General features: G+C 68.4%; 22 protein-coding genes and 1 pseudogene. 15 read left to right on the top strand and 8 right to left on the bottom strand.

Translation table 11 applies throughout. The features are described 5' to 3' along the window. Positions 1-27: 27 nt before the first annotated feature. Positions 28-660, bottom strand: a complete 633-nt coding sequence (locus AC3WQA_RS10655) for a glutathione S-transferase family protein (protein WP_492675027.1) — start codon at positions 658-660, stop codon at positions 28-30. A 144-nt stretch (positions 661-804) separates the two neighbouring features. Between AC3WQA_RS10655 and AC3WQA_RS10650 the strand changes: the two genes are divergently transcribed. The 7 genes and pseudogenes from AC3WQA_RS10650 (at position 805) to folE (ending at position 8,262) form a co-directional block, all read left to right on the top strand. After that, positions 805-1,821: a class 1 fructose-bisphosphatase gene (locus tag AC3WQA_RS10650; RefSeq protein ID WP_492675026.1), complete on the top strand. Its 1,017-nt coding sequence runs from the start codon at positions 805-807 to the stop codon at positions 1,819-1,821. A gap of 77 nt (positions 1,822-1,898) precedes the next feature. Continuing rightward, positions 1,899-2,810, top strand: coding sequence for a patatin-like phospholipase family protein (locus AC3WQA_RS10645; protein ID WP_492675025.1), 912 nt, complete (start codon positions 1,899-1,901; stop codon positions 2,808-2,810). Positions 2,811-3,027: 217 nt separating this feature from the next. Further along, the gene (locus AC3WQA_RS10640; protein ID WP_492675024.1) at positions 3,028-4,446 is read left to right on the top strand and encodes a cryptochrome/photolyase family protein; all 1,419 of its coding nucleotides are present in this window, start codon (positions 3,028-3,030) and stop codon (positions 4,444-4,446) included. 91 nt (positions 4,447-4,537) lie between these two features. After that, positions 4,538-5,107: a lipocalin family protein gene (locus tag AC3WQA_RS10635; protein WP_492675023.1), complete on the top strand. Its 570-nt coding sequence runs from the start codon at positions 4,538-4,540 to the stop codon at positions 5,105-5,107. Then, positions 5,104-5,865, top strand: a complete 762-nt coding sequence (locus tag AC3WQA_RS10630; protein WP_492675022.1) for a TspO-related membrane protein — start codon at positions 5,104-5,106, stop codon at positions 5,863-5,865. The genes AC3WQA_RS10635 and AC3WQA_RS10630 overlap by 4 nt, the downstream gene beginning before the upstream one ends. Before the next feature lie 16 nt (positions 5,866-5,881). Further along, positions 5,882-7,411 (top strand): annotated as a pseudogene (locus AC3WQA_RS10625) (cryptochrome/photolyase family protein). 125 nt (positions 7,412-7,536) lie between these two features. After that, a complete protein-coding gene (gene folE, locus AC3WQA_RS10620) occupies positions 7,537-8,262 on the top strand; it encodes a GTP cyclohydrolase I (protein ID WP_492675021.1) in 726 nt (241 codons plus the stop codon). An 18-nt stretch (positions 8,263-8,280) separates the two neighbouring features. Here the strand turns inward: folE and AC3WQA_RS10615 are convergent, their stop codons facing one another. From AC3WQA_RS10615 to AC3WQA_RS10600, 4 genes are all read right to left on the bottom strand, one after another. Beyond that, entirely contained in the window at positions 8,281-8,949 is a 669-nt protein-coding gene (locus AC3WQA_RS10615) for a Rossmann-fold NAD(P)-binding domain-containing protein (RefSeq protein ID WP_492675020.1), read from the bottom strand. An 8-nt stretch (positions 8,950-8,957) separates the two neighbouring features. After that, positions 8,958-9,098: a DUF2256 domain-containing protein gene (locus tag AC3WQA_RS10610; protein WP_492675019.1), complete on the bottom strand. Its 141-nt coding sequence runs from the start codon at positions 9,096-9,098 to the stop codon at positions 8,958-8,960. Positions 9,099-9,108: 10 nt separating this feature from the next. Further along, positions 9,109-9,834, bottom strand: a complete 726-nt coding sequence (locus AC3WQA_RS10605) for an SDR family NAD(P)-dependent oxidoreductase (protein ID WP_492675018.1) — start codon at positions 9,832-9,834, stop codon at positions 9,109-9,111. Positions 9,835-10,087: 253 nt separating this feature from the next. Further along, on the bottom strand, positions 10,088-10,984 hold the full coding sequence (locus AC3WQA_RS10600; protein WP_492675017.1) for a LysR family transcriptional regulator: 897 nt from the start codon (positions 10,982-10,984) through the stop codon (positions 10,088-10,090). 103 nt (positions 10,985-11,087) lie between these two features. On the opposite strand from AC3WQA_RS10600, the gene AC3WQA_RS10595 reads away from it, so the two are divergent. The 3 genes from AC3WQA_RS10595 to AC3WQA_RS10585 are packed head-to-tail and all read left to right on the top strand — an operon-like array spanning position 11,088 to position 16,214. Continuing rightward, positions 11,088-12,674, top strand: a complete 1,587-nt coding sequence (locus tag AC3WQA_RS10595; RefSeq protein WP_492675016.1) for a proton-conducting transporter transmembrane domain-containing protein — start codon at positions 11,088-11,090, stop codon at positions 12,672-12,674. A gap of 13 nt (positions 12,675-12,687) precedes the next feature. Continuing rightward, complete coding sequence (locus AC3WQA_RS10590) at positions 12,688-15,204, top strand: YbcC family protein (RefSeq protein ID WP_492675015.1); 2,517 nt, start codon at positions 12,688-12,690, stop codon at positions 15,202-15,204. Continuing rightward, positions 15,201-16,214: an L-threonylcarbamoyladenylate synthase gene (locus tag AC3WQA_RS10585; RefSeq protein WP_492675014.1), complete on the top strand. Its 1,014-nt coding sequence runs from the start codon at positions 15,201-15,203 to the stop codon at positions 16,212-16,214. Before AC3WQA_RS10590 ends, AC3WQA_RS10585 begins: the two co-directional genes overlap by 4 nt. A gap of 345 nt (positions 16,215-16,559) precedes the next feature. On the opposite strand, the gene AC3WQA_RS10580 is transcribed toward AC3WQA_RS10585, so the two are convergent. The 3 genes from AC3WQA_RS10580 to AC3WQA_RS10570 all read right to left on the bottom strand — a co-directional run bounded on the left by AC3WQA_RS10580 (position 16,560) and on the right by AC3WQA_RS10570 (position 18,967). Then, positions 16,560-17,585 carry an SDR family oxidoreductase gene (locus AC3WQA_RS10580; protein WP_492675013.1) on the bottom strand — a complete coding sequence of 342 codons (1,026 nt, stop codon included), beginning with the start codon at positions 17,583-17,585 and terminating at the stop codon, positions 16,560-16,562. 135 nt (positions 17,586-17,720) lie between these two features. Then, positions 17,721-18,398: a ChrR family anti-sigma-E factor gene (locus AC3WQA_RS10575; RefSeq protein ID WP_492675012.1), complete on the bottom strand. Its 678-nt coding sequence runs from the start codon at positions 18,396-18,398 to the stop codon at positions 17,721-17,723. After that, positions 18,395-18,967 (bottom strand): sigma-70 family RNA polymerase sigma factor, encoded by a 573-nt coding sequence (locus tag AC3WQA_RS10570; RefSeq protein ID WP_492675011.1) that lies wholly within the window; start codon positions 18,965-18,967, stop codon positions 18,395-18,397. Before AC3WQA_RS10570 ends, AC3WQA_RS10575 begins: the two co-directional genes overlap by 4 nt. Positions 18,968-19,163: 196 nt before the next feature. Here AC3WQA_RS10570 and AC3WQA_RS10565 point away from each other — a divergent pair, with 196 nt between their 5' ends. The 5 genes from AC3WQA_RS10565 to AC3WQA_RS10545 are packed head-to-tail and all read left to right on the top strand — an operon-like array spanning position 19,164 to position 23,991. After that, complete coding sequence (locus AC3WQA_RS10565; RefSeq protein WP_492675010.1) at positions 19,164-20,123, top strand: acyl-CoA desaturase; 960 nt, start codon at positions 19,164-19,166, stop codon at positions 20,121-20,123. 1 nt (position 20,124) lies between these two features. Further along, positions 20,125-21,417 (top strand): NAD(P)/FAD-dependent oxidoreductase, encoded by a 1,293-nt coding sequence (locus AC3WQA_RS10560; RefSeq protein ID WP_492675009.1) that lies wholly within the window; start codon positions 20,125-20,127, stop codon positions 21,415-21,417. After that, a complete protein-coding gene (locus AC3WQA_RS10555; RefSeq protein WP_492675008.1) occupies positions 21,414-22,178 on the top strand; it encodes a DUF1365 domain-containing protein in 765 nt (254 codons plus the stop codon). Before AC3WQA_RS10560 ends, AC3WQA_RS10555 begins: the two co-directional genes overlap by 4 nt. A gap of 8 nt (positions 22,179-22,186) precedes the next feature. After that, complete coding sequence (locus AC3WQA_RS10550) at positions 22,187-23,461, top strand: class I SAM-dependent methyltransferase (protein ID WP_492675007.1); 1,275 nt, start codon at positions 22,187-22,189, stop codon at positions 23,459-23,461. Further along, on the top strand, positions 23,458-23,991 hold the full coding sequence (locus AC3WQA_RS10545) for a DUF2878 domain-containing protein (protein WP_492675006.1): 534 nt from the start codon (positions 23,458-23,460) through the stop codon (positions 23,989-23,991). Before AC3WQA_RS10550 ends, AC3WQA_RS10545 begins: the two co-directional genes overlap by 4 nt. Positions 23,992-23,995: the final 4 nt, after the last annotated feature.

The raw sequence follows: 23,995 nt of genomic DNA, 5'->3' as shown, positions 1-23,995 counted from the left end.
ACATTGTGCCTGCGCCACGCATGGGTGTCAGGCCAGACCCATTTCCTTGACCAGGGCGGCGTCTGCCTGCTGCGCGCGTTGCTGCGCCGGTCGCGTCCGCACCCGCTCGATGTAGGACGCGATGGCCGGCGTGGCCTCCAGCATGCCGAAGCCGGTGATCCAACCGAGCGCATTGCCCCACAGCACGTCGGCGGCGGTAAAGCGCTCGCCGAGCAACCAGGGGCCGCGTTCGATCTGCGTGCCTATGGTGCTCACCACACTGTCGAAATCGCCGTACGGCGATTGTGCGTGCGGGCCGGGCTCGCGTTTGAGTGATTTGTCGACGATGGCCGGCTCCATGCAGGCCGCGTAGAACACCAGCCAGCGCAGGTAACTGCCGCGCTGCGGATCGTCCAGGGCTGGCGCCAACCCTGCTTGCGGGAAGCGGTCGGCCAGCCAGATATGCAGCGCCACGGTTTCCGTCACCACCTCGCCGCCGGCACGGATGGCCGGCACCTTGCCCAGCGGATTGATGGCGAGGTAATCCGGCGAGCGCTGTTCGTCCTTGCGGAAATCGATCGGGCACAGCTCGTAGTCCGCACCCAGCTCTTCGAGCAGGGCGCGGGTCATGCAGGAACGGCTATGGGGGTTGTGGAAAAACACCAGGGCGGGTGAGTTCATGGCAGCTCTCTCGGTGGGAAGTGGGAACGCGTCGTACGCAGCCAATATGCCAGCCCCCTGCTGCCAGCATTCTGTCAGCAGTCGGGCTGGCGCGGTTCAGCCGCAGCCGGGACAATGGCGGCACTTTTTCGCTACGGAGCCACCATGCGCCCCATCACGCTGATCCAGTTCCTGATCGAGGAACGCCGCGCCGGCCACGTCAATGCCGAGCTTTCCCTGCTGATCGAAGTGGTGGCGCGCGCCTGCAAGCGCATCGGCGTGGCGGTGGGCAAGGGCGCGCTGGGCGGCGTGCTGGGCAACGCCGGCACCGACAACGTGCAGGGCGAGGCGCAGAAGAAGCTGGACGTGATCTCCAACGAGATCCTGCTCGAAGCCAACGCCTGGGGCGGGCACCTGGCCGCCTGCGCCTCGGAGGAGATGGAAGACCCGCAGCCGATCCCCGACATGTACCCCAAGGGCCAGCACCTGCTGCTGTTCGATCCGTTGGATGGCAGCTCGAACATCGACGTGAACGTATCGGTGGGCACCATCTTCTCGGTGCTGCGCTGCCCCGACGGCATGGGCGAACCGACGGCCGAACACTTCCTGCAGCCGGGTACGGCCCAGCTCGCCGCCGGCTACGTGGTGTATGGCCCGTCCACCGTGCTGGTGCTGACCTTCGGCCACGGCAGCCACGAGTTCACGCTGGATCGCGAGGTGGGCAGCTTCGTGCTGTCGCGGCGCGACATCCGCGTGCCGGAGGAAACCGCCGAGTTCGCCATCAACATGTCCAACCAGCGCCACTGGCAGGCGCCGATGCAGCGCTACGTCGGCGAACTGCTGGCCGGCAAGGACGGCCCGCGCGGCAAGGATTTCAACATGCGCTGGGTGGCCTCGATGGTGGCCGACGTGCACCGCATCATGACCCGCGGCGGCGTGTTCTATTACCCGCTGGACGCCAAGATCACCGCCAAGGGCGGCAGCGGCAAGCTGCGCCTGATGTACGAGGCCAATCCGATGGCCTTCATCATCGAGCAGGCCGGCGGCGCCGCCACCACCGGGCGCGAGCGCATCATGGAACTGCAGCCCACGGCGTTGCACCAGCGCGTGCCGGTGTTCCTGGGCTCCAGGCACGAGGTCGAGCTGGCCACGCGCCGCCACCGCGACGCCGACAAGGCGTAGGAGCCCGCTCGCGGGCGATCGCGCTGTCTATCCCATTCCACCCAAAAGCATCGCGCGCAAGCGCGTTCCTACCCGCCATGTCCCTTCGCCGCCTGCTCTTGCCCCTTGTCGCCACGCTGATGCTTGGCGCCTGCACCCACGCCGCCAAGCCGGAGCCGCCGCCGGTGGTGACACCGCCGCCGCCACCGCCGGTGAAGCTCAAGATCGGGCTGGCGCTGGGCGGCGGGGCGGCCAAGGGCTTCGCCCATATCGGCGTCATCAAGATGCTGGAAGCCAGCGGCATCCATCCCGACGTGGTGGCCGGCACCAGCGCCGGCAGCGTGGTCGGCGCGCTCTATGCCAGCGGCATGAACGCCTTCCAGATGCAGCAGGCGGCGGTTGACCTGGACGAGGCGAAGATCCGCGACGTGCAGCTGTTTTCCGGCGGGCTGGTGCGCGGACGCGCGCTGGAGAACTACGTGAACCAGCAGGTGCATGACCAGCCCATCGAAAAACTGAAGCTGCCGTTCGCGGCGGTGTCCACCGAACTGGCCACCGGCGCGCGCACGGTGTTCGTGCGCGGCAACACCGGCCAGGCGGTGCGCGCCTCGTGCAGCATCCCCGGCGTATTCGAGCCGGCAAGGATCGCCGGCAAGCAATACGTGGACGGCGGCGTGGTCAGCCCCATCCCGGTGGACGCCGCGCGCCAGCTCGGCGCCGACTTCGTGATCGCCGTGGACATCTCGGCCAAGCCCAGCGGCAGCAACCCGCAAGGCATGCTGGGCATCATGGGCCAGTCCATCACCATCATGGGCCGCGAGCTGGCCAGGCAGGAAACCGCCCGTGCCGACGTGGTGATCCGTCCCGACATCGGCGGCATCGGCCCGGCCGACTTCGACCAGAAGAACAAGGCCATCCTCGCCGGCGAACAGGCGGCGCTGGCGGCGATTCCGACCATCCGCGCCCGGCTCGCGGCCATGCAGGCCAGACGCGACGCCGGCGTGCACTGAGCACCCGTGACAAATCCGCCGCAACGCCATCCGAAGCCTGCACGAACCACGGCCGTGGTCGATGCACGGCGGCGCACCCGGGCCGGCACCGGGCAACGCGCGAGATCCAAAACCGCGGCCGCCACGTAACGGTGTCCAGTCTGCCGGACACCCACCAGCCCATGCACGCGCTTTCCCTCACGCAGCACCCCACCGGGCCACGCCCCGGGCCAGCGCCATGAGCACGGCGCTGATGCTGTTCCGCCGCGACCTGCGGCTGGCCGATCACCCGGCGCTCGCCGCCGCCTGCGCCGCGCACGAACGCGTGCTGCCGGTGTATCTGCACGCCCCGCACGAGGAGGCACCATGGGAGCCCGGCGCGGCCAGTCGCTGGTGGCTACACCGCTCACTGGAGGCCTTGCAGGAGCGTCTTTCCGCGCAAGGCGCCGTGCTGCATGTCGCGCGCGGCGACGACCTGCCCACGCTGCGTGCCCTGATCGCTGCCAGTGGCGCTTCCGCGGTGTACTGGAGCCGCCGCTACGAACCGGCCGCCATCGCGCAGGACACCGCGCTCAAGACGGCACTGCGCGCCGACGGCGTCGCCGTGCACAGCGTTCCCGGCAACCTGTGGTGCGAGCCATGGCAGGTCGCCACGGCCGAGGGCCAGCCTTATCGCGTGTTCACGCCGTACTGGCGCAAGCTGCGCACGCAGTTGCCGGTCGAACCGCCGTTGCCGGCGGCGCGCGCCCACGAGTGGCTGCGCCTGCCCGACAGCCTGCCACTGGAGGCGTTGGCGCTGCAGCCGCGCATCGCGTGGGCTGGCGGCCTTGCCGAAAGCTGGCAGCCGGGAGAAGCCGGCGCGCAGGAGCAACTGGAACTGTTCTGCGACGACGCGCTGGCCGACTACGCCCACGGCCGCGACCTGCCCGCGCGCCACGGCACCTCGCGCCTGTCGCCACACCTGCATTTCGGCGAGATCACGCCGCGCCAGATCCTGCACGCCTTGCAAGCGCGCGTCGAACGCATCGATGCGCGTCGCCGCCCCGATATCGAGCCTTACCTGCGCGAGCTGGGCTGGCGCGAGTTTGCCCACCACCTGCTCTACCACTTTCCCGGCACGCCCGGCGAGAACTTCAACCCGCGCTTCGACGCGTTCCGCTGGGCCGACGACGATCGCGTGGCCCTGCACCGCTGGCAGCGCGGCCGTACCGGCATTCCGCTGGTGGACGCCGGCATACGCGAGCTGTGGCACACCGGCTGGATGCACAACCGCGTGCGCATGATCGCGGCAAGCTTCCTCACCAAGAACCTGCGCCAGCACTGGCGACACGGTGCGCGCTGGTTCTGGGACACGCTGGTCGACGCCGACCTCGCCAACAACACGCTGGGCTGGCAGTGGGTGGCCGGCTGCGGCGCCGATGCCGCGCCGTATTTCCGCGTGTTCAACCCCTACACGCAGGCGGCGAAGTTCGACCCGGATGCGACCTACCTGAAGCGCTGGCTGCCCGAACTCGCCGCGCTGCCGGCGAAGCTGCTGCATGAGCCGTGGCGCGATCCGGCGGCACTGGCCGCCTGCGGCTATCCCGCGGCCATGGTGGACGTCGGCGCCACGCGCGAGGCGGCGCTGCAGGCGTGGCAGGCGTTGCCGCCGCGCTGACCAGGTACCGGGCATCCAATCGGGCCGCCGCGCCGTATGCAGGTGAGCGGCAACGGGCGCCGCGCCACTGTCGGGTATCCACGTGAAACATATGCGCACAAGCCTCGCCGTCGCCGCGCTGGCCATGTTCTCGCTCACGGCATGCGCGGGCACGGCCGCGCCGATCCCGCCGGTGCGCGGCGTGGATCTGTCGCGCTACATGGGGCGCTGGTACGTGATCGCTTCCATCCCGACCCGTTTCGAGCGCGGCGGCCACAACGCGGTGGAAACCTACGTGCGCAACCCCGACGGCACGATCTGCACCTGGTTCCGCCAGCGCCCCGGCAGCTTCGATGCACCGGCGAAGCTGCTCCACTCGACCGCCAGCGTGCTGCCGGGCAGCGGCAACGGCGAGTGGCGCGTGCGCTTCTTCATGTTCCTGCGCACGCAGTACCTGGTCGGCTGGCTGAAGCCGGACTACAGCCAGGTGCTGGTGGTGCGCGATGCGCGCGATTACCTCTGGTACATGGCACGCACCCCCGAGGTTCCCGCCGCCGACTACCAGGCCATGCTCGAACGCGCCAAGGCCATGGGCTACGACACGGCCCGCATCGAGAAGGTGCCGCAGCGCTGGCCCGAGGCCGCCGCGGACAACCAGACCTTCAGCGGAGGATGCCCATGAAATATCTCGTCGCGCTGTTGGCCTGGGCCATGCCGGCCATCGCGTGGCTGTCCAACAGCGGCACGTTCGGGCCGACCAACGGCGCGATCTCGGATCGCTACCCGACGCTGATCGTGGCCGCCGGCTACGCGTTTGCGATCTGGGGCCCGATCTTCCTGCTGGACGTGGTCTACGGCACCTGGCAGTGCCTGGACCGACGGGTCGATGCGGCCCTGCGGCGCATCCGCCCATTGACGGCGACGGGCTTCGCGCTGACCTCGCTGTGGATGGTGGTGTTTTCGCTGCAATGGTTCTGGCTGGCGCTGGCCATCATCTGGGGCAGCCTGGCCTGCCTGCTTGCCGCCGCGTGGCAGGTCTCGCGCACGTCCCGGCATGCGCGCGGTCGCTGGTGGCAGTGGGTGCCGTTGTCCCTGCATGCGGGCTGGGTATCGCTGGCGGTGTTCCTCAACGTGGCACAGGTGATCGTGGCCTTCCGCCTGCTCCCCATCGAACACATGCTGCCGTGGACGCTGGTGCTGTTCGCGCTGGCGGCCGCGCTGGTACTCACCGCCATCGCCCGCATGTCCGGCAATCCCTGGTATGCGCTGGCGGTGGTGTGGGGACTGGTCGGCGTGCACGTCAAGCAGCAGGGCTCGAACCTGGCCGGCGCCGACGTCGCGGCATGGGCAGCCCTGATCCTCGCCGTCGCGGCGGCGGCGTTGTCGCTGTGGCGCAGCTTCACAAGCAGCCGCCCGGCATCGCCGCGCGTCGAAGGTTGACCGGCGGCGTCATCCCGTGACCGTGCTGCGCCTGTTGCTGGGCGATCAGTTGAACCCGGAACACCCGTGGTTCGCGACCGTTGATCCCGACGTGCTCTACGTACTGATGGAGGTGCGCCAGGAGACCGACTATGTGCTGCACCATGCGCAGAAGATCCTGGCGATCTTCGCGGCCATGCGCGATTTCGCGCGACAGCTGCGGGCGGCGGGGCATCGGGTGCACTACCTGGCGATCGACGATGCGCACAACCTGCACGCGATCCCCGCCAACCTGGACCGCCTGATCGGCGAGTCCAGGATCACGGCGCTCGAATACCAGGCCCCGGACGAGTGGCGGCTGGACCGGCAGCTGGCCGACTATGCGCGCGGCCTGCGCATCCCTGCGCGGATGGTGGACAGCGAGCATTTCCTCACCCGCCGCGACGAGGCGGCCGTGTTCTTCGGGGTGCGTCGGCGCTGGACGATGGAGCCGTTCTACCGGCACATGCGCGCAGCGCACGAGGTGCTGATGGAGCCCGACGGGCGCCCGGTCGGCGGACGCTGGAACTTCGATGCCGCGAACCGCAAGGCCTGGCCCGGCGTGCCGGCGGAGCCGCCCGATCCGCGAACCAGCCACGACCATCGCGCGCTGTGGCAGCGCATCGTCGCCGCCGGCGTGCAGAGTTTCGGCCAGCCGCAGGCGGAGGACTTCCGCTGGCCGCTGAACCGCGCCGAGGCGCTGCGGCAGCTCGATGCCTTCGTGCGCCATGCCTTGCCGCATTTCGGCGACTATCAGGATGCGATGAGCACGCGCGCGCGGCAGCTGTTCCACTCGCTGCTCTCCTTCGCACTGAACGTGAAGATGCTGTCACCGCGCGAAGTGATCGCGCGCGCGGAAGCCGCGTGGCGATCGGGTGCGGCGCCACTGCCCGCGGTGGAGGGTTTCGTGCGCCAGATCCTCGGCTGGCGCGAATACGTGCGCGGCGTGTACTGGGCTCGCATGCCGGGCTATGCCGCAAGCAATTTCTTTGGCCACGCCCGCCGATTGCCGCACTGGTTCTGGACCGGCGCCACGCGCATGAACTGCCTGCGCCACGCCATCACGCAGTCACTGGAACACGCCCACGCCCACCACATCCAGCGGCTAATGCTGATCGGCAATTTCGCCCTGCTGGCCGGGCTCGATTCCGGCGAGGTGCACCGCTGGTACCTGGGCATCTACGTCGACGCCTTCGAATGGGTGTAGCTGCCCAATACGCTCGGCATGAGCCAGTTTGCCGACGGCGGCCTGCTGGCCACCAAGCCGTACGTCTCTGCCGCCGCCTACATCCACCGGATGGGCGATTACTGCGGGCAATGCCATTACCGGCATGCCGAGCGCACCGGTCCACGCGCGTGCCCGTTCAACGCCCTGTACTGGGACTTCCTGGCCCGCGGGCGGAAGCGGCTGGCGGGCAACCCGCACCTGGCGATGCCCTACCGGCAGCTGGAGCGCATGCCCACGACGCAACTCGAAGCGCTGCGTGCCCATGCCGAAACCCTGCTGTCCGGCCTCGACGATCTGTAACGTCGATTCGCGCGACGGCATCCAATTCGCCTTCGCCTGCGTAAAGGAACCGGTATCCGACGTGCCGCCTGCGTCCGTCGCCGCAGGCGACCGGCGCCACGACCCGCCAGCAACCGAGGAAGACCATGTCCACCCCGATGACCAACCTCCCGCACGTCTCGCAGCTGCCCGCCGCTTCCGCCTCGCAGCGGGTCGGCGACCGCTTGCGCGCCGCCGGGGTGCGCTTCCACGCCAACGACAACATCGCGGGCTGGCTGGAAGCCGGCGAGCTCGAGGCGATCGAGCAAGAGGTTGCGTGCAAGGCGCAAGCTCTCCTGCGCTCGCTGGTGATCGACGTGGAGCACGACCACAACACGCGGGATACCGCGCGTCGGCTCGCCAAAATGTTCATGCGCGAGGTATTCGCCGGGCGTTACCAGCCGGCGCCAGCGGTCACGGAGTTTCCCAACGCCGAGCGCCTAAACGAGCTGATGGTGGTCGGCCCGCTGCGCGTGCGCAGCGCCTGCTCGCACCACCTTTGCCCGATCATGGGGCGCGTGTGGATCGGCGTGCTGCCGAACGCCAATTCCAACCTGATCGGCCTTTCCAAGTACGCGCGGCTGGTCGACTGGGTGATGAGCCGCCCGCAAATCCAGGAGGAGGCAGTCAGCCAGATCGCCAACCTGCTGGAACAGCGGCTGCAGCCCGACGGCATCGCCGTGGTCATGGAGGCGGACCACTACTGCATGCACTGGCGCGGCGTGAAGGACGACGAGGCGCGCATGACCAACAGCGTGATGCGCGGTGCCTTCCTCGGCGATCCCTCGCTGCGCAGGGAGTTTCTCAGCCTGTTGCCCAGGCATGCGGCCTGACTTGCCCCGCCGTCGGCATCACCGTGATGCGAATTCGGCGATCTGCCGGTTCTCGACGATCGGCGGATGCGGCGGCCCGGAACGGACCAGGGCGAGCATGCAGCGTCCTACCGCCTCGGTCGTGGTGAAGCTTCCCGGCATCAGCTTCTGCGCCAATGCCAACGCGGGTGCCACTAGCGTGTAGGCGACGCGGCGGAGGCGGTGGGGCGAACACTCGCCCTGGGTCGGCCGGATCCCGCCCGGCCGCAGGCAGGTGGACGCTAGCCCGGCGCGGCCGGGCACCGCCTCCGCCTGCCCTTTCACGCGCAGAGGCATCCAGCGGCTGCTGGCGTCGGCAGCTGCGCCGGAAACGTAGATCAGATAGCCGGCGGGATTGGCCTTGGCATAAGCCGTGGCCACCCGCTCCAGCACCCCGACGGTCGCTTCCCGGTACACCGCCTCGGACAGCAGCAGCGGCAGCGGCCCGGCGCAGTAGAGACAGGCGTCGAAGCCGCGCAGATCCAGCCGCTCCAGCGCGGCAGTCGAGAACTCCGGGACCTGCATGACGCGAACCCGGGATGGCGCGGCAGGCAACGGGCGGCGCACCAGCACCGTCACCTGCGGCAACCCGGCATCCTGCAGCAATACCTTGAGCACGCCCTGCCCGACCAGCCCCGTCGCACCCACCAGCAGAATATTCGGTGCCATGTGCGGCCTCAGGCTCGACTGCGACAACGTCGCGAACAGTACTTCACGCTTTCCCAGTCACGCGACCATTTTCGCCGCCAGGTGAAGCGGCGCCCGCACACCGCGCAAGGTTTGTCGGGGAGGTCGCGTTTGTTCTGGGCGCGTGGCATGGCAGCTGTCCTATTTCGAAGCGATTGCGCCGCGACCACCGTCCACGCCCAGCACTTGCCCGGTGATCCAGCCCGCGCTGGACGAGAGCAGGACGGCAGCGAGATTCGCGACGTCCTCGGGCTGCCCCAGTCTGGCAAGCGGATGCATGGCCGCGATGGCATCGCGCAGCTTGGGGTTGGAAATCATGCTGGCTGTCAGCGGCGTCTGAGTGAGGGACGGCGCGATTGCGTTCACGCGAACCGCAGGAGCCAGTTCGGCGGCCAGGGACCGCGTCAGCCCCTCCACCGCCGCCTTGGCCATGCCGATGGAGCAGTGCGAGGCGAAGCCACGCGTGGCCGCGACCGAGGAGAACAAGACCACCGACGCTCCGTCGGCGCTTGCCCGCAATGCAGGGAGTGCTGCCTGGACGGCCAAGGCCGCTGCCGCCGCATTCAGCTGATAGTCGCGCAGCAGGTCACTCAACGTGACACGCGGCAGCGGTCTTGTCTGCGCGCTGCCCACCGCGTAGACGAGGCCTGCCAGTACTTCCGGTGCCTGCGCCGCAACGCGTTCGAATACCCCATCCTCCAGGACATCGGCCGCCGTCCAACTGGCATCGAGCTCTTGAGCCAAAGCCTGCAGCTTGTCAGCGTCGCGCGCCACGAGATGCAGGGGCCGGCCCGCTTCGGCAAGCTGCCTCGCCAGACATGCGCCGATGCCGCCAGTGGCTCCGTAGATCAGGATGCTCGGTGACATCAGCCTTTGCCCCATACCGGTTCGGCGAGTCATACGCATGGCACCACAGATTCGGATGCACCGTCGCCGCAGCGCCGGGGCGCGAGCTTCGAAAGCACCGATAGGGGGCCCGATGTCGTGCTTGCATCTGGACCGGGTTGATTTTCGTAGGCATTGTGCTGCGCGGGCCTGATGCGCGAGATGCTTGCCTGACGGGCATGGGGGTTGCCGCATCCATGACGGATCGACCCACCGGGCAATCGCGGCGCATCCGCTACTCGGTCAGATCCAGCACGGTTCGTGGCCCGATCAGTTCGCGCAGCAGCGGATTGGGGAAACGCCGCTTCATGGTCACCGCGAAAAAGGTCTCGCTGAGTTGCGGCAACTGGTGGGCTTCCACCAGGCGCCGGCTGGCGAGCTCGTCCTTGACCACGATCGGCGGAACCACGACCAGGCCGATGTCCTCGCGTGCGATCAATCGCAGCATCGCCATGTCGTCGACTTCCGCGACCACCCGAACCGTCAATCCCATGCGCTCGACCAATGCGTCGAAACCGATGCGCACGCTGCTCTCCATCGTGGGCAACACCAGCGGCTGCGTGGTCAGCAGCTTTTCCAGCGTACCGCCCTTGCCGATGCGCCTGGGGGTACCGATCAGGCTCGCCGGCTGTTCGGCAATCGCATGCGAGACCCAGGGTGTGGCGGCATCGCGGGCAGGTGCAACGTTGACCAGGACGACATCCAGCCGGTGGGCTTCCAGTCCCTGCAACAGGAAGGCGGTAGTGCCCGAGCGCACAATCACCTCGATATCCTGCCGCGCCAGCAATGGGCGCAGGAAGCCGATCTGGAAATTTCGGGACAAGGTGGCCAGAGCCCCCACCCTGAGGATGGAGCGCTGATTGCCGGATCGCTGTTTCAGCGTGGCAAGCAAGTCGCCACCGGTGGCGAAGATCGCCTCGGCGTGATCGAACGCAATGCGTCCAGCCTCGGTCAACTGGAGCTGTCGACCGTTGCGTTCAAACAAATCCTGCCCCAGTTGGCCCTCGAGTTTTTTTATCTGGATCGATAACGCGGACTGCGAGATCAGCAATTTTTCCGCCGCACGGGTGAGGTTACCCTCGCGTGCGACGGCCCAGAAGTAGCGCAGGTGGTTGTAGTTGAGCGCAGCCATGCACCATTCTATTTTATAGATAGAATCGTTTCGTTAAATGTATTTTTTAGAATGATCATTGGCGCGTAGCCTTGCCGCGGCCTATCAGACCGCGGAGTGATCGATGCTGCCTGCCCTTGCTGCCTTGTCCCTGCTTGCCCCCGCCAGCCTCCTGCTGGTGGCACTGCTTCCGACCCGTCCGGACCATCGACGCCCCGGGTTGATCCTTCTAGCCAGCCGCCTGGCGACAGCGTTCTCCCTTGTGCTGGCGGTACTCGCCTGCGTGCTGATTGCGGCGGAAGGCGCCATCAGCAGCCCGCTGCTGGGTGATGCCGGCATCGGCCTGTCGGCCCGGCTGGATGCGATCAGTTGCTGCATGTTCCTGCTGGTCGCCTTCGTCGGCGTCATCGTGGTCCAGTACAGCCGGAACTACATGGACGGCGATGCGCGCCAGGGCGCCTTCATGGCCGGCCTATGCCGGACGCTGGCGGCGGTGATGCTGCTGGTGCTGGCCGGCAACCTGGCGCAGCTGGTCGCCGCGTGGGTGGCGACCAGCCTCTCGCTGCACGACCTGCTGGTGTTCTACCCGGAACGCCGACCCGCGCGGATTGCCGCGCGCAAGAAGTTCATCGTCGCCCGCCTGGGCGATGTGTGCCTGCTCGGTGCCTGCGCAACTCTGGTTGGCACGTTCAGCACGACGGACATCGCCACCATCCTGATGCGCGCGCGGGCCATGCCGCACGACGCTGCACCGGCGACCTTGTCGTTGGCGGCACTGTTGCTGGGCATTGCCGCGTTGATGAAGTCGGCACAATTCCCCAGCCACGGCTGGCTGCCTGAAGTGATGGATACGCCGACCCCTGTGTCTGCCCTGCTGCATGCGGGCATCATCAATGCAGGCGGTTTCCTGATGATCCGCTTCGCCGACGTGATGCTGCTGTCGATGCCGACGCTGCACGGGATCGCGCTGATCGGCGGGTTCACTGCGTTGTTCGGCGGCGTGGTGATGCTGACCCAGACCAGCGTGAAGGGCTCGCTGGCGTGGTCGACCGTGGCGCAGATGGGCTTCATGACGCTGCAGTGTGGTCTCGGCGCGTTCTCGATCGCGTTGCTGCATCTGGTGACCCATTCGCTGTACAAGGCGCACGCCTTCCTGTCCGCAGGCAGCGTGGTCGAAGCCGAGGCGGTGCCTGCATTCGCCCGGCCGCGCCGGCGCCCCGTGCTGCTCGGCTTGCTGCTGGCGATGGCGATCTACGCGGGGCTCGGCTGGCTGTTCGGAGCCTTTGTCCGGCCTGAACCTGCCGTACTGGCGCTGGGAGCGATTCTCGTGATGGGCGTCAGCATGCTGTTGGCCTCGGTGCTGCAAGGCGCGACCACGCGCAGGCTGGTGTTGCAGACGGTGGCAGGCGCCGCCGGGGCCACGCTTGCCTATTTTTTCCTGGAATCCGCCATCACACGCCTGACCGCCAGCAGCTTGCCGCCGATTCCTGCGCCAGACGCCACCGGCCTGTTGATCATGGGGCTGGCGATTGCATCGTTCGCCGTGGTGGCCATGCTGCAAAGCCTGATGCCGCGCTGGAACCAGCGACCCGCCTGGCGGGCCGCACGCGTACACCTGGCCAACGGCCTCTACGTCAACACCTTCTTCAACCGGCTGGTTGGCGCCTTGCGTCAGGACCGCACGCATCACCACACCACGACCATCGCCTGAGGGGCTGCATCCGATGAATGCCACAGCATTGAAGATCCAGGAACGGGTGAACGCGGCACCGGCTGCCGATGCCGACCCGGCACAGCTTGCACTCGACGCCGCGCGGCGTGCCTGCCGGCGCATCGCGCCGCTCTGGCCGCTGAAGCACTTCGTGGCGGTCAATCCATTCCTCGGCATCACCGACTGCAGCTTTGCCGACGCCGCGCGCCTGATGGCCGACACGGCAGGTGCCCGCATGACCATGCCGCGCGCGTTCTACCGCGACGCCATCGCCGAGGGACGCATCACCGATCAGGACCTCGCGCAGGCACTGCAGCGCAAGGGCGTCGCGGCGACTGGCCTGGTCGATGTGTCGGCGCTGCGGCAAAGCCTGCAAGCGCCGGATCCGGCCGCGCGCGAGCCACTGCCGACGGTGGCCGATGTCGCGAGCCGATCGACGCAGCGGGATTGGGCCACCTTCGCCTGCGAGAGGATTTCGCTATGGGCTGCCGGCTACTTCGACGAGGGCCAGGCGCTATGGCCATCACCGTGGCGGCATCTGGACCCCTACGCGGCCTGGCAGCAGGAGGCCACGCTGGATCGCACGCCGCAGATCATGGGGCTTGCCGGTTTCCATCGCATCGTCCGCTCGCTCCCCGCTACCGCGGAGGCGATGCTTGCGACGGGGGTCGAACGCCTGAAGCTGGACGGCCCCGGGCTGACCGATTATTTCCATCGCCTGCTGATGAGCGTGGGCGGCTGGGCCGCCTATGCACGTTACCGGACCTGGCAGAGCGAATTGGCGGGGCGCAGCGACAGCTCGCTACTTGAACTGTTGGCGATACGGTTGGCCTTTGACGTGGCGCTTCTGGAGGCATGCCAGACGCACGATGCCGTGGAAGCAGCGTGGATGCAGGCGCGTGCACGTTTCGGTGCACCGGCAGACAGCGCCGAGCAGGCCTCGCTGGTCCTGGAGGAACTGCTGCAGGACGCCTACGAGATCGCCTGGCAACGCCAGTTCACCGCAAAGCTGGCCGCGCCGCGCAAGAGCACCCCGGCTCTGCGGCCTGCCGTGCAGGCTGCGTTCTGCATCGACGTGCGCTCGGAGGTATTCCGGCGGGCGCTCGAGCATGCCGCGCCCGACATCGAGACGATTGGATTCGCCGGGTTCTTCGGCATGCCGATCGAGTATGTACCACTGGGGCGCGCGCACGGTGGCGCGCGCTGCCCGGTGCTGCTGGCTCCGACCGTCACCGTGCACGAGGTCGTCAAGGCGGCTCCCGAGCGGGAGCTGGCCGCCATCGCGGCACGACGACGCTGGCGGCTTCGCGCCACCGGGGCCTGGCGCTGGTTCAAGCTGGCGGCGGTTTCCTCATTTACCTTCGTCGAATCGCTGGGGTGGATGTTCGCCGGCAGGCTCGTGGCCGACAGCCTGGGCTTCACGCGGCCGGAGTCGAATCCGGCGGAACGCGGCATTGACGCGGCGGTGGCGGCACGTCTCGCCCCCGACATCACGCCATCGCAGACGGACGGACATGCCAGCGGCATGACCCTGGAGACCCGGGTCAAACTGGCCGAAGGAGCCTTGCGCGCGATGTCGCTGCATCGGCATTTCGCGCGTCTCGTGCTGTTTGCCGGACACGGCGCGAGTTCCGTCAACAACCCGCATGCCAGCGGCCTGGACTGCGGTGCCTGCGGCGGGCATTCGGGCGAGGCCAATGCGCGGGTTGCGGCGGCGGTGCTCAACGACCCGCATGTGCGCAAGAAGTTGAACGCGCGCGGCATCGCGATACCGGACGACACCTGGTTTCTCGGTGCAATGCACGACACCACCACGGATCAGGTGGCGATCTTCGACCGGGACGAAGTTCCCGCCACCCATGCCGAGGATCTGGCGCGATTGCAGGCGGTACTGGCCGCGGCAGGCTGGTCTGCCCGGCAAGAACGGGCGGCGAACCTCACGCTGCATGACACACGGCCATTCGATGTCCAGATCATGGCGCGCGGCAAGGATTGGAGCGAGGTGCGCCCGGAGTGGGGCCTGGCCGGTTGCGCGGCATATGTCATCGCGCCGCGCAGCCGCACGGCAGCGCTGGAGCTCGGCGGACGCGTGTTCCTCAACTCCTACGATTGGCAGCACGATGACGGCTTCGCGGTCCTGGAGTCCATCATGACCGCACCGATGCTCGTGGGCGCCTGGATCAACCTGCAGTACTACGGGTCGGCAGTGGACAACCGGGTGTTCGGTTGCGGCAACAAGGTGCTCCACAACGTGGTCGGAAGGCTCGGCGTGCTGGAAGGCAATGGCGGCGATCTGCGTACCGGCCTGCCCTGGCAATCCCTCCACGACGGCGTGCGCCTGGTCCACGAGCCGCTGCGGCTGTCGGTGGTCATCGCGGCGCCGGTCGATGCCATCACCGCGATCGTCGCCAGGCATCAGTCGGTACGCCAGCTGTTCGATCACGGCTGGGCCCATCTATTCGCCATGGGGGATGCGCCCCATTCGCTGAAGCGCTACGCAGGCAACCTTGAGTGGGAGGAAACGACATGAGTGCGATGGATCACCAGGCCAGCCGCGGGGTGACAACACCGCCCGGCGCCGACGTGCATGCCGCCGTGGACGCGCTGCGCCGGGGCGGGCTGATCGGCCTGCCGACCGAGACCGTCTACGGACTGGGCGCTGACGCCAGCAACCCCGCTGCCGTCGCGCGGATCTTTGCCGCCAAGCAGCGCCCGGCGGATCATCCGCTGATCGTGCACCTGCATCGGGCCGCGCAGTTGGAGCAGTGGGCTCGCGCCATCCCCGCCGCAGCGTGGCGCCTGGCCGAAGCGTTCTGGCCCGGCCCGCTGACCCTGGTGTTGCCGCGCGCGGACACCGTGTCCGACGCCGTCACCGGCGGCCTCGACACCGTGGCGCTGCGCGTACCTGCGCACCCACTGGCGCTGGAAGTGCTGGAAGCGTTTGGCGGAGGTATCGCGGCACCCTCCGCCAACCGGCACAAGAAAATCAGCCCCACCACGGCTGAGCATGTGCGGGAAGAACTCGGCGACGCGGTCGACGTGTTGCTGGACGGAGGAAGCTGTCGCGTAGGTATCGAGTCGACCATTGTCGACCTGTCGATCGGAACCATGCGCCTGCTTCGCCCAGGTGCGATCACCGCAGAGGATGTGGAACGTACTGTCGGGGAGCCCGTCGAGCTGGCAATTCATCCATCCGTCCGCAGCCCTGGCCGCATGACGCTCCACTATGCGCCCACCGCCCGCGTCGTGCTGGCTTCCATGGAGCAGGTATCCGAGAAGATTGCCGAGTATGCCGCCCTGGGTGTTCGCGCGGGCGTACTGTCCGAGCAACGCGCACCAACCTGGCCGACACACGTGCCTTGGCTGCCGTTGGGCAACTCGGCCAGTGAGCAGGCGCAGCAATTGTATCGGCGCCTGCGCGAGGCGGACGGCATGGATCTGGCCGCGCTGATCGTGGTTCCCCCCGGTGACCGCGGGCTGGGCCATGCCTTGCGCGATCGTTTGTGGCGGGCTGCTGGCCTTGGCGATCCGCTCGCATGACCTTCATGTCCCCGCGGACCGGTGCGCCTGACAGCCATCTTGCCTGGCTCTAAAACGAAGCCATCTTCATTTTCCGCGAAGCGGTGGCGCAGGGGCATCCCGGTGTTGCTGTTTTCCGGTGGAAAGGACTCCACCGTGCTGGCGCACCTTGCCGTGCGCGCCTGGCCGCGCGATCGCCCGAGCGCCAGGGCCGCATCGGCGACCAGGAGGGCAATGGCAGCCTCGAACGGCAAAAGCGGGAGGGCTACTTCTGAGCACGCGCGACCCCTGGCAATGGCCCGACGAAACCGCCGCGGCGCTGGCCACGATGCACGGCAAGGAACGCGCGATCGCGCGGGTGGGGACTCATTTTGCGAAGTAGCCTGCGCGGTCGATATCGGCGAGCAGCCCGGCCTCGCGGGGCTGCCAGCCGAGGCTTTCGCAGGTACTGGCGCTGCTGGTGGGGTTGTCGAGAGACACCAGCGGAGCGAGCCAGCTGAAATGTGCCGCGGCTTGCGCAGCCTCGCGCGAGGCTACCGGCAGGCCCAGGCGTCGGCCGATGACCGCGGCAATGCCGCGGAAGGCGATACCTTCCTCGGCAACCCCATGGTAGCGCGCGCCGGCTTCCCCGCGTTCCAGCGCCAGGCGGAACAGCCGCGCCGCATCGAGGCGATGCACGGCAGGCCAGCGGTTGTGGCCATCGCCGACGTATGCGGCGCAGCGTTTCTTCCGGGCCGTAGCGATCAACTGCGGGACGAAGCCGGCATCGCCATCGCCGTGGACGGTGGGCGGAAGCCGCACGATCGATGCGCGCACGCCGCGCGCCGCCCAGGCTTCTACCGTCGACTCGGTCATGGCGCGACCGAAGCCCGGTGACCCGGGGTCGGGGTCATCGTTTTCGGTAAAGGGCGTGGATCGGCGCGCTTCGCCGGAAGCGAGGCCGAGTGTCCCGAATGTCGTGACCAGCGGACGCCCGGATCCTTTCAGCCCCGCCGCCAATGCATCGATGGCGCGGTGATCGGCCTCGGTCGTGGCGGACAGGAAGCGCGCGACGATGCCGGCTGGCCAGCCGCCGAAGAACACATGGAGCCGCCGGGACAGGGACAGCTTGGACAGCCCATGTATGAAAGCCAGGTGGATGACGCCATCGGAGGCCGAGGCAGCCTCGCGCAGGCTATCGGCATTTTCCAGGTCGCCCCGAAAGGGCTGCACGTCCATCCGGCGCAAGGCCCGCTCCGTCTCGTCCGAGCGGGCGAGCCCGGCCACGGAGTGGCCTGCCTGCTGCAATTCCCTGACAACCGCCCGGCCAATGAACCCGTTCGCCCCGGTAACCAATACGCGCATGATCCTTGTCTCCAGGTATGAAAAATCGCTGGCGCATGCGCGCGCCATGGGCAGCCCCTGCGGGCTGCGTGCGAGGCATTTGCCGTGATCGGGAGGTCGAACTTCTTTATCGCGCGCCCGGCATGGGACCGCTGTCGGGGGTGATGGAAGACTGACGCCGGTCGCGGCTCGAGGCGGCCGGGCTCACAAACCCACCAGCGGCTGCAGCTTGCGCGCCAGCCAGCCGGGAAAGCGCAGCGGCGCATCGAGCGCTGCCACGCACACGCAGGGGACGCCGGGCGCGGTGATCGGCTGGTGCTCGATCTCGTTGTCCAGATCGGCCATGTCGCCGGGCGCGAAGTGGCCGAGCGCATCGTCATAGGCGCCTTGCAGGATCTGGGTGAGTTCGGTGCCCTGGTGACTGTGCATCGGCATGCTCTTGCCCGGGGCGATCTTGAGCAGGATCAGCGTATCGCCGCTGCCGCGCGCGGCCCGGATCATGTGCACGCCCGGCGCCACCCAGCGCCAGCGCAGCGCGCGCCAGGAGCGGCCAAAATACGGCTGCAGCGGTCGCGGCAGGCTGTCCGCGTCGGCAGCGGTCGATGGCAGGCGGTCGTCGATGGCGTCCGGCGCCAGCTGCGGCTCCGCGTCGAGCAGATCCAGCATCGCCGCGCGCAGGTGGACGCCGCGTGCGGTGTCCACCGTTACCGGCTGCTGCTGGCCCAGCAAGGCGCCGCCGATGTGTTCGGCACCGGACAGGCGTTCGCGGCAGAGTTCGCATCCATCCATGTGGGTGGCCGCCACGGCGGCCATCTCCGCCGACAGCGCTCCGGCGGCGAAACTGACGACCGTGGCCTCGTCGAGATGATGGCGCGGGTTCATGCCTGCCCCCGCACGCCGAGTTGCAGGCGCTGGAACGCGCGGCGCAGGCCGGATTTCACGGTGCCCAGCGGCATGCCGAGTTCGTCGGCGATTTCCTGGTGCGATTTGGCTTCAAAGTAGGACATACGGATCAGGCGGGCCTGGACGGCCGGAAGGCGTTCGATGCGATGCTGCAGGTCGACGTGCTCGGCGTGGCTTTCGGCCGAGGAAAAACCGCTGGCTTCGTCCTTGTCCAGCCATCCCGGCTCGTCGTCCATCGGCACCCAGCACGGCTCGCGGCGCACGCGGTCGATGTGCAGGTTGCGCGCGATGCGGAACAGCCAGGTAGACAGGCTGCTGCGCGCGGGATCGTAGGACGCGGCGCGCTGCCAGAGTCGCAGCAGGGCTTCCTGCGCCAGTTCCTCGGCCACCGCCACGGGCGATCCCATGCCCTTCAGGTAGAGCCGCACGCGCGGCGCGAAGTGGTCGTAGATGCGCATGAAACCATCGCGGTCGCGCTGATGCGTCACCGCCGCCATCTGCGCCGACCAGTAGTCCGCGTCCCGCGCCTGAGGCTCGCTGCTCGACATGGCTCTCGCCACCTCGAATGGCGACAGGCTTGCTTGGTGGGGGTGGGATTTCATCTTAGGGCAAGGCGGCCTTGGTTGCTCTCGACAGCCTATACGCGTACCGGCGCCATTCGGATGCAGATGGAATCGACGGCGGCGTGCATCCATTTCCCGGCCCGCCACGTATTGGTTGGCAACGAGCCATCGGACAATCGCCATGCCCACCCGCCCCGCCCACGCCGCAAGCACGACTGCCCCGCCGTCGACCCGCAGCCTGCGGCAATGGTTCGATACGGCGGAAGCACCGGCGGCGTTGGACGATGCACGCGCCGACCGCATCGACTGGCTGCGCGCCGCACCCTTCGTGGCGCTGCACCTGGCCTGCCTCGGGGTGGTCTGGGTCGGCGTCTCGCCGATCGCCTTGACCGTGGCCGCCGCGCTGTACGCCGTGCGCATGTTCGCGCTCACCGGCTTCTACCACCGCTATTTCTCGCACAAGACGTTCCGCACCTCGCGCGCGGTGCAGTTCGCGTTCGCGCTGATCGGCGCCGCCTGCGTGCAGCGCGGGCCACTGTGGTGGGCGGCGCATCACCGCAACCACCACCGCCATGCCGACACCGCGCTCGACCCGCATTCGCCGGGCGTGTACGGCTTTCTGCGGAGTCACATGGGCTGGTTCCTCACGCCGCGCGCCTTCCATACCGAGCTGGAGCGCGTGCCGGATCTGGCGAAGTATCCCGAGTTGCGCTGGCTCGACCGCTACGACATCGCCGTGCCGGTGCTGCTGGCGGTGGCGCTGTACTTCCTCGGCGTGGCGCTGCATCACCTCGCCCCGTCGCTGCATACCAGCGGCGGGCAGATGCTGGTGTGGGGCTTCTTCGTCTCCACCATCGTGCTGTTCCACGCCACGGTGACGATCAACTCGCTGGCGCACCGCTACGGTTCGCGCCGCTACGCCACCCGCGACGACAGCCGCAACAATGTCTGGCTGGCTCTGCTCACCTTCGGCGAAGGCTGGCACAACAACCACCACTTCTTCCCCGGCAGCGCGCGGCAGGGCTTCCGCTGGTGGGAGATCGACCTGACCTGGTACGGCCTCAAGCTGATGGCGCTGCTGGGCCTGGTGCACGACCTGAAACCCGTGCCCGCCTGGGTGCTCGCCAAGGCGGGGCACTGACATGCGCATCGCCGTGATCGGATCGGGCATCGCGGGGCTGGCCTCGGCCTGGCTGCTGTCGCGCCGCCACGAGGTGACGCTGTACGAGGCGAACGACTACCTCGGCGGCCACACGCACACGCACGACATCGAACTCGACGGCCGGCGTTACGCGGTGGACACCGGCTTCATCGTGCACAACCCGGCGCACTACCCATTGCTGACCCAGCTGTTCGACGAGCTGGGCGTGGCCTCGCAGCCCACCACGATGAGCTTCGCGGTGCACAACGAAGCCACCGGGCTGGAATACAACGCGACATCGCTGGACACCTTGTTCTGCCAGCGCCGCAACCTGCTGTCGCCGCGTTTCCTCGGCATGGTGTGCGACCTGTTCCGTTTCTACCGCGAGGCGCCGGCCCTGCTCGACGGCCCGCATCCCGGCCCCGCGCTGGGCGACTGGCTCGCGGAGCACCGCTACGGCGCCGCGTTCCGCGACGAGCACCTGGTGCCGATGGCCTCGGCGCTGTGGTCGTCGCCGCCCGCGCAGATCCTGGCGTTCCCCGCGCGCTACCTGGTGCAGTTCATGGCGAACCACCAGATGCTGCAGGTGACCGGCCGACCGGAGTGGCGCGTGGTGCGCGGCGGTTCGGCCACGTATGTGCGGGCGCTGCGCAGCCGTTGGCAGGTGCGCGAGCGCCTGCACAGCCCGGTACGTGCGGTGCGGCGCGACGTGCTCGGCGCGACGGTGACGAGCGACGCCGGCAGCGAGCGCTACGACCAGGTCGTGCTGGCCTGCCACAGCGACCAGACACTGGCCCTGCTGGCCGACGCCAGCGAACGCGAGCGCGCGATCCTCGGCGCGATTCCCTACCAGCGCAACGACGTGGTGCTGCACACCGACGCCAGCCTGCTGCCGCGCCGTCGCAAGGTTTGGGCGGCGTGGAACGCGTTCATCCCGCGCGAACCCGGGACGCCGTGCACGGTGAGCTACTGCATGAACCTGCTGCAGGGCATCGCCTCGCCCGCGCCCTTCGTGGTCACGCTCAACCGCAGCGAGGCGGTCGATCCGGCCAAGGTGCTGCAGCGTCTGTGCTACCACCATCCCGTCTACACGCACGCCGCGGTGGCCGCGCAGCGGCGCAAGGCGGAGATCCAGGGTGTCAACCGCACCTGGTTCGCCGGCGCGTACTGGGGCTGGGGCTTCCACGAGGACGGCATGCAGAGCGCGGTGGAAGTGGCCGCCGCCTTCGACGTGCGCTGGCAGGCGCGCAAAACCAGCGCCCTGTCGCCGCGATCCGCCGGAGCCGCCGCATGAGCGAGCCGCTGCACAGCGCGGTGTATGAGGGCACGGTGCGGCACCGCCGGCTGGCGCCGCACCCGCACGCATTTTCCTACCGCATGGCACAGCTGTACCTGGATCTCGACGAGATGGATCGCGTGTTCGCGGATCGCTGGCTGTGGTCGAACGGCCGCCGCAACCTCGCCGAGTTCCGCCGCAGCGACTACCTCGGCCCCGCCGAGCTGCCGCTGGCCGAGGCGGTGCGCCAACGCGTGGAGCAGGCCACGGGCCGGCGACCGGATGGCCCGATCCGGTTGCTCACGCACCTGCGCTACGGCGGCCTGATCTTCAACCCGGTGAGCTTCTACTACTGCTACCGCGCCGACGGCGAGACGCTGGAGTGCATCGTCGCCGAAATCACCAACACGCCATGGAAGGAACGCCACGCCTACGTGCTGCCGGTCGAAACCGCCGAGAGGCGTGGTCGCGCACTGGGCTGGTCGTTCCCGAAGGACTTCCACGTCTCGCCGTTCATGCCGATGGATCGCGCTTACGCATGGCGCTTCACGACTCCCGATGAACGCCTGTTCGTGCATATGGACGTGTTGCGCGACGGCGCACGCGAATTCGATGCCAGCCTGGAGCTGCATCGCCTCCCGCTCTCGGCTGCCTCACTGGCGCGTGTGCTGTGGCGCTATCCGTTGATGACGACCCAGGTGGTGGGCGCGATCTACTGGCACGCGCTGCGCCTGTGGCTGAAGCGCAACCCCTTCCACGACCACCCGCAGACTTCCTGAGGCTTGCCATGAATGCCATCGTCCAAAACGACATCGCCGTGTCCATCGGCAGCCTCGACCGTTTCCTGCGCGGGCGCCTGCTGCAGCAGTTGGTGGGTTTTCGCCATGGCCGGCTGAGCCTGCGCGATGCACTGGGCACGGTGGTCATCGGCACGCCGGACGTCGGCCCGACCGACCTCGCCGTGCATGTGGGCGTGCTCGACCCGGCCTTCTATCGCGCCGTGGCGGCCAACGGCAGCGTGGGCGCCGGCGAGGCGTACATGGACGGCCATTGGCGCTGTGACGATCTGGTCGGCCTGATCCGCCTGCTGCTGCGCAACCGCGAGCTGCTTGACGGCATGGAAACCGGACTGGCGCGCCTCGGCGGCATGGCGATGCGCGCGCTGCATGCGCTCCGGCGCAACACGCGCCACGGCAGCCGGCGCAACATCGCCGCGCATTACGACCTCGGCAACGATTTCTTCGGCTTGTTCCTGTCGGACGACCTGATGTACTCCTCGGCGTACTGGGCCGGCGCCGACGACACGCTGGAAGCCGCTTCCACCCGCAAGCTCGACCTGATCTGCCGCAAGCTCGACCTCAAGCCCGGCGACCGCGTGGTGGAGATCGGCACCGGCTGGGGCGGCTTCGCGCTGCACGCGGCGCGGCACTACGGCTGCCACGTCACCACCACCACGATTTCGCAGGAGCAGCACGCGCTGGCGCGCGCGCGCGTGGCGGCGGCGGGCCTGAGCGATCGCGTGCACGTGCTGCTGCAGGATTACCGCGACCTCGAAGGCCAGTTCGACAAACTGGTGTCGATCGAGATGATCGAGGCGATCGGCGCCGAATACCTGGACACCTATTTCCACCAGCTCGGCCGTCTGCTGAAACCCGACGGCCTGGCCCTGCTGCAGGCCATCACCATCGAGGATCACCGCTACGCGCAGGCGCTGACCTCGGTGGACTTCATCAAGCGCAACGTGTTCCCCGGCAGCTTCATCCCCTCGCTCAGCGCAATGCTGACGGCCAAGACGCGCAGCAGCGACCTCGGCCTGGTCGCGCAGGAGGATTTCGGTGACTCCTACGCGCGCACGCTGCACGCCTGGCGCGAACGCTTCATGGCGAAGCTGCCCGAAGTGCGCGCGCAAGGCTTCGACGAGCGCTTCATCCGGATGTGGGAGTTCTACCTCGCCTACTGCGAAGGCGGCTTCCGCGAGCGGACGATCGGCGTATCGCACCTGCTGCTGGCGCGTCCGCGCTGGCGGCGCGCCGGCACCGTTGCGGAGCGCGGCGCGGCATGAACTTCTGGCTCACCCTGATCGCCTATGAGGTCGTCTGGTTCGCCGCCGTGATCGGCGCGGGCCACGGGTGGTGGTGGCCGGGCGTCACCGCCACGTTGGCGTTCGCGGCATGGCGCCTCGCGGTATCCGCACACCGCCGCGTCGAATGGCGGCTGCTCGCAACGGCCCTACTGCTGGGCCTCGCGCTGGAATGCGCGTGGGTGCACACGGGCCTGCTGAGTTACGCCGCGCCATGGCCGTGGGCCGCGGCGCCGGCCTGGCTGATGTCGCTGTGGCTGGCTTTTGCGCTGACCATCGTGCCGCTGTTCGGCTACCTGCATGCGCGGCCCGTGCTTGCCGCGGTGTTCGGCGCGTTCGGTGGGCCGCTGGCGTACCTTGGCGCCGCGCGCGGCTGGCACGCGGTGCTGCTGCCCACGCCGATGTGGCCGAGCTTGCTGGCCCTCGCCGTGGGCTGGGCCATTGCCTTGCCGCTGCTCGCCACGCTGGCGCGGCGCTGGCTGCAGGCCGACGCGGCACGGGGCACGCCGTGAACGC

The sequence above is a fragment of the Rhodanobacter sp. FW106-PBR-R2A-2-24 genome, assembly GCF_058789615.1.
Note: the sequence above shows the minus strand (reverse complement) of the source record. Positions and strands in the feature narration are given on the sequence as shown.